Annotated in this window: 5 protein-coding genes and 1 pseudogene; 4 read left to right on the top strand and 2 right to left on the bottom strand. The window is 37.8% G+C overall.

Annotated elements, in window-relative coordinates; genetic code table 11:
- Window positions 1–260 precede the first annotated feature (260 nt).
- Complete coding sequence (locus tag AFK68_RS11960; protein WP_210407362.1) at window positions 261–881, top strand: hypothetical protein; 621 nt, start codon at window positions 261–263, stop codon at window positions 879–881.
- A gap of 53 nt (window positions 882–934) precedes the next feature.
- Here AFK68_RS11960 and thrC (AFK68_RS11955) read toward each other — a convergent pair.
- Together thrC (AFK68_RS11955) and thrC (AFK68_RS11950) are read right to left on the bottom strand one after the other, a co-directional pair.
- Window positions 935–1,598, bottom strand: a pseudogene (gene thrC / locus AFK68_RS11955) (threonine synthase); the annotation flags it as partial.
- Window position 1,599: 1 nt separating this feature from the next.
- A partial coding sequence (gene thrC / locus AFK68_RS11950; protein WP_143437807.1) for a threonine synthase occupies window positions 1,600–2,234 on the bottom strand: 635 nt, incomplete at its 3' end.
- 931 nt (window positions 2,235–3,165) lie between these two features.
- On the opposite strand from thrC (AFK68_RS11950), the gene AFK68_RS34895 reads away from it, so the two are divergent.
- The 3 genes from AFK68_RS34895 (at window position 3,166) to AFK68_RS11940 (ending at window position 5,185) form a co-directional block, all read left to right on the top strand.
- Window positions 3,166–3,402 carry a hypothetical protein gene (locus AFK68_RS34895; RefSeq protein WP_143437806.1) on the top strand — a complete coding sequence of 79 codons (237 nt, stop codon included), beginning with the start codon at window positions 3,166–3,168 and terminating at the stop codon, window positions 3,400–3,402.
- Between the two features lie 172 nt (window positions 3,403–3,574).
- Window positions 3,575–3,826, top strand: coding sequence for a hypothetical protein (locus AFK68_RS11945; RefSeq protein ID WP_094673009.1), 252 nt, complete (start codon window positions 3,575–3,577; stop codon window positions 3,824–3,826).
- 303 nt (window positions 3,827–4,129) lie between these two features.
- Window positions 4,130–5,185: a fatty acid desaturase gene (locus tag AFK68_RS11940; protein WP_094673007.1), complete on the top strand. Its 1,056-nt coding sequence runs from the start codon at window positions 4,130–4,132 to the stop codon at window positions 5,183–5,185.
- Window positions 5,186–5,281: the final 96 nt, after the last annotated feature.

Below are 5,281 nucleotides of genomic sequence, written 5' to 3'. Positions count from 1 at the left end.
AATTAGAACCTAGTAATAAATTTAGGGTGTGGAAATTAAGAGCAAACTAATACCAAATCTATTATTCAAAAGAGCTTTTTGGCAAATGCTGAAACTATTTTTGTAAAAGCTTTTTACCAAAATCAGAAAACACTACAAACTCTAAACCGGATTTAGTATAAGATATTTATGGTTAAAAATTTTAGCTTACAATTGCAAAGGCAATCTTGCAGGGAAACATCACCCGATGAAATGGACACTCTATCATCTAAGAATATGATATGACTCAGGATATAACCCCATGGTTAAATGAAATTAAAGCTCTTCAACAAAAAATAGTCGAACTACAAACAGAATTAAATGCAGCCCAAGATAGTGCCTCTCAGTGGCGTCAACTCTATAATACTGAAGCTCAACAACGAAGAAATGAAGCTCAACAGAGTCAAGAAACTATCGATAACTTAAAGACCAAAGTTCAGAAATTACAAAAGGGTTTTTCCTTGGTTAAAGGCGATGGAGATGAAACTCTAACAACTATTGAACAGGAAATCGAACATTTACAAACTTTGGCTGAATTTAAGGCCAAAATTCTTGAAGTGAGCCAAGAACGCGATCGCGCTGTTCGAGAAGTCCAAAAGTTAACTACAACCCTTAAACAAGAGCAAACTAATCATGCAAATACTCGTAAAAGTTTAACAAATGCTTTGGCAGATGCAGTGGATCTTCTGGCCAAAGCAAAAGTAACTAAACAAGAAAAATTGGAGACTATCCCCGATAGTCAGCTAAAAACAGAAATTAATAATCCAATTCAACTACAGGAACAGGAGAGTAAATCTCCCAATACTCCTCAGTTACCACAAAACGAAAAACCATTGCCTCGCTTACCCAGTAGTAGAGATTAGGGAGAAAAGCTCAAAGTTGACATCCTCTCCTGATTCTTCCCTTATTCTTTCCTTTAAAATCCCATAATTTTAGCAACGGCCTCTATACTTGGTTCTATACCTTGCTTAAACTGATTGTTGCTATGTTTAATCGCCACATCTGGGTCTTTGAGACCATGGCCAGTAAGTACACAAACTATCTTTGCTCCTGTGGGAACTTGGTCTTTAACTTTCAATAAACCAGCAACAGAAGCAGCACTAGCTGGCTCACAGAAAATTCCTTCATTGGAGGCCAATAAACGATAAGCTTCTAATATTTCCTCATCTGTAACAGGAGTAAAACTTCCCTGACTAGCTTCTTGAGCAGCTACAGCTTTTTCCCAACTAGCAGGGTTGCCAATTCTAATGGCACTAGCCACTGTTTCTGGGTGGGCGATAGGATGACCTTGGACAATAGGTGCTGCCCCGGCGGCCTGAAAGCCCATCATTTTCGGCAGGCGATCGCATTTTCCGATTTTATGGTATTGACAAAAACCCATCCAATATGCTGTGATATTCCCTGCATTTCCCACAGGAATACACAACCAATCTGGGGCATCCCCCAAAGTATCCACCACCTCAAAAGCACCAGTTTTTTGACCTTCGAGACGATAGGGATTAACTGAGTTGACCAAAGTCACAGGATATTTATTAGCCACATCCCTGACTATTTCTAGGGCTTGGTCAAAATTGCCTTTANAAACCCATCCAATATGCTGTGATATTCCCTGCATTTCCCACAGGAATACACAACCAATCTGGGGCATCCCCCAAAGTATCCACCACCTCAAAAGCACCAGTTTTTTGACCTTCGAGACGATAGGGATTAACTGAGTTGACCAAAGTCACAGGATATTTATTAGCCACATCCCTGACTATTTCTAGGGCTTGGTCAAAATTGCCTTTAATTGCCAAAACTTCAGCCCCATACAACAGAGCTTGGGCTAACTTTCCTAGGGCCACATAACCATCTGGGATTAAAACAAAAGCTCGCATCCCACCTCGTCTAGCATAAGCTGCTGCTGCAGCTGAGGTATTCCCCGTGCTAGCACAGATTACTGCTTTTGCACCTGCTTCTTTGGCCTTAGATATGGCTAAAGTCATGCCCCTATCTTTGAAACTACCCGTAGGGTTGAGGCCATCATATTTAACAAATACTTCTACCTGTCTACCTACCTTATGGGCGATCGCTGGCACAGGAATCAGAGGAGTATTACCTTCTTGCAGTGTCACCACAGGAGTTTCTTCTGTCACAGGTAGATAGGATCTATACGCCTCGATCAAACCCGGCCAACCTTGTAATTTTGAATGATAAGAGGACAATGTTAAGGTCATCTTTAAAGTTTTGAATTGTTTAATTTGACTACTCTCCGGACTCAAGTCAGGGGAATTATAAGCTGACACTTCGCAACGGGACAAATCAGCCTTAGGACTTTTTTTCTTGGCTGACCAGATTTATATTTTCTAGGGACCAATCAAAGTCCCCCTAAACACTCAAACCTACCAATAATAGTTATAGGCATTGTGCTTACTCTTATAGATATAGATTTGATGACGATTTATTGCTCTTTCACGATTTTCAACATATTTCACCAGTTGGTCATACTCTCGAAGCTACTATTATTTGCATTGATTAGGCAATAATCAATACAGCTTAGTTACTTGACGGGAGTTTCACCCCTACTAGCTTGNTTGATGACGATTTATTGCTCTTTCACGATTTTCAACATATTTCACCAGTTGGTCATACTCTCGAAGCTACTATTATTTGCATTGATTAGGCAATAATCAATACAGCTTAGTTACTTGACGGGAGTTTCACCCCTACTAGCTTGGTTGACCGTATATGTTGATACTCTTAATCGTAGCAATTTTATTTTTTAGACATCTTTATATCGTACCACAAAAAAGTAATTACTTTAATTATCTTTGAATTGATTGATTAAAATCTGGTGCTGGTTTTCAGCTCCGGTTTCAAAACACTTTACTCTCTAGCTTGTTTTTTGTAAACTTTAAGTTTTTTTTAGCTCCAGCCTAAGTTATTATTAACTGTTTACCAAACAAATATTAAGACAGCCAGAGTGGTTAATATAGCAATTGCCATTACTATGTATAATACTCTGGCCCTTCTCAAATTTAGTCCGTCGTGCGAATTTAACTTTCTGCCTTCTAACTTCAGCTATATTTGTGGGTTAGTATTGACAATTTCAACTATAGAACCCATTTGGTATCTATTTAAAAATAGAGCGGGAGTAGGGGAGTAGAGGTGTGTTGGAGTATTTTTCAAGCTTTTTCTGCAAGTGCTTCTTACCACGGACGACTCCGCACCTCAAAAATTGAATCCCGGGCAGAGATGCTAAATGGCTTTTATCGTATGAGCAACTGTCGTTCTTTGAATTGTTTTATCTCAGCGATCGGCAAAACCCACCCTACACAAGAATTTAACTTTGACTTAATCAAGAGTTTGTCAATAACTTTTTGGTCAATCCCTGGCAAAGATTAAAACTTCATCAAATTTATAGCTAGAAAGTAAACTAATAGATTACTTATAACTGTTTAATATTGGCTAACTTACCCCAAGCCCTAATTTTGAATGTTAAATTTTTATTCAATAAGGTTAAATAGCTTAATTTGTTGTAATGTATCTTAAAGAAAAACTATTTAAGTGAGTATAAATGGCTAGTAACTTATTGATTTCTGACAGCACATCTAGTTTGTCCAGTGGATCTTCTTCTTTAAATACTGCTAAAAGGGTAAATCGTTCAGGAGTATCAACCAATCAAACCCGTACCTTAGAACAGATGAAGTCTTTGTATCAAACAGATCAACAAGTTAAGTTGCTTCATCTTGAGGCAGAAATAGAAACTCTCTTATTAGAATTACGAACTATCAGAGAAAGAAACTCACTATCACAAATTGAAAAATAAGTCAATCAATAAAAATTGTTAACATGATGATAGCTACACTTGACAAATAAGAAAGAAGTAGCAAAAGCAACAAAATTCATTAATTTACCTGGATAGTGACAAGATTATGATATAAAAAGAAAGGTTTTGCTACATACAGCATTGTTTTGAACAAAATTCATTGAATGCTATTAGTTCGGAGCATTAGCTGTGAAAATTTTTCTGTGGTCAAAACCGCCAGCAAAATTTTTGAGCTGGCGTTTTTTTTCGGAATCATAAATCTACTACATAAACATCAAAAAAAACGGGAAATTTAAACAATTTATGACTGTATCAATTGCAGAATCTACTTCTGGAAATTCTCATAGCGAAAATGAGCAACTACAGCTAAAAGATATTGTGAAAAGTCTACCTCGCGAAGTTTTCATTAAAGATAAATGGAAAACCTGGACAATGGTAGCAACCAATATCTTTATGGTTGTTTTAGGTTACTGGGGACTAACAATTACACCTTGGTTTTTATTGCCCCTAGCTTGGATTTTCACTGGCACCGCATTAACAGGGTTTTTTGTCATTGGCCATGACTGTGGTCATCGCTCCTTTGCTAACCGTCGCTGGGTCAACGATCTAGTCGGTCACTTAGCCTTTTTGCCTTTAATTTATCCGTTTCATGGTTGGCGAATTGGCCATAATCATCACCACAAACATACGAATAAGATGGGCGAAGACAATGCTTGGCAACCATGGTATCCAGAAGATTTCGAGGTTGCTGGTAGCTTTATGCAGACAGTGTATAGGGTGATGCGTGGCAGACTTTGGTGGTTAGCTTCTCTTCCTCACTGGGCGCTTATCCATTTTGACTGGAGAAAATTTGAGGGTAAAGATAGTGAAGATGTCAAATTTTCTGCATTGGTAGTTTTCGGGTTTAGCGCGATCGCCTTTCCTTTATTAATAGCTACAACTGGTCTCTGGGGTTTAGTCAAGTTTTGGTTAATGCCTTGGTTAGTTTACCATTTCTGGATGAGTACATTTACGATTGTTCACCATACAGTACCGGAAATTCCTTTTACTCCAGCAGAAGAGTGGAATGAAGCAGAGGCTCAATTATTTGGTACAGTGCATTGTGATTATCCTCGTTGGGTAGAGTTTCTTTGCCATGATATTAATGTGCATATTCCCCATCATGTCTCAACAGGAATTCCTTCATATAATTTAAGGCAAGCATATCAATTTTTGAAGGATAAATGGGGAGATAAACTTTATCAAACTAAGTTTTCTTGGTCTTTAATGAAAGAGATAACAGATAAGTGTCATTTGTACGATCAGGAAAAGTTTTATCTAAGTTTTAAAGAGTATGATGCTCAGAAAGTTTCCCAGTAATTTAAGTTAGGAAAGCGGTCAGCTATCAGCTTTTAAAGGTGTATATTGGGGGGTTCAATAATGGATAATTGATAATTACCTCTCCCTAAAAGGAAG

Source organism: Hydrocoleum sp. CS-953 (assembly GCF_002260545.1).
Lineage (GTDB): Bacteria > Cyanobacteriota > Cyanobacteriia > Cyanobacteriales > Microcoleaceae > Trichodesmium.
Note: the sequence above shows the minus strand (reverse complement) of the source record. Positions and strands in the feature narration are given on the sequence as shown.

Coding starts and splice junctions, on each gene's coding strand:
- AFK68_RS11960 (WP_210407362.1), top strand. CDS start 261: ATGACTCAGGATATAACCCCATGGTTAAATGAAATTAAAGCTCTTCAA.
- AFK68_RS11945 (WP_094673009.1), top strand. CDS start 3,575: ATGGCTAGTAACTTATTGATTTCTGACAGCACATCTAGTTTGTCCAGT.
- AFK68_RS11940 (WP_094673007.1), top strand. CDS start 4,130: ATGACTGTATCAATTGCAGAATCTACTTCTGGAAATTCTCATAGCGAA.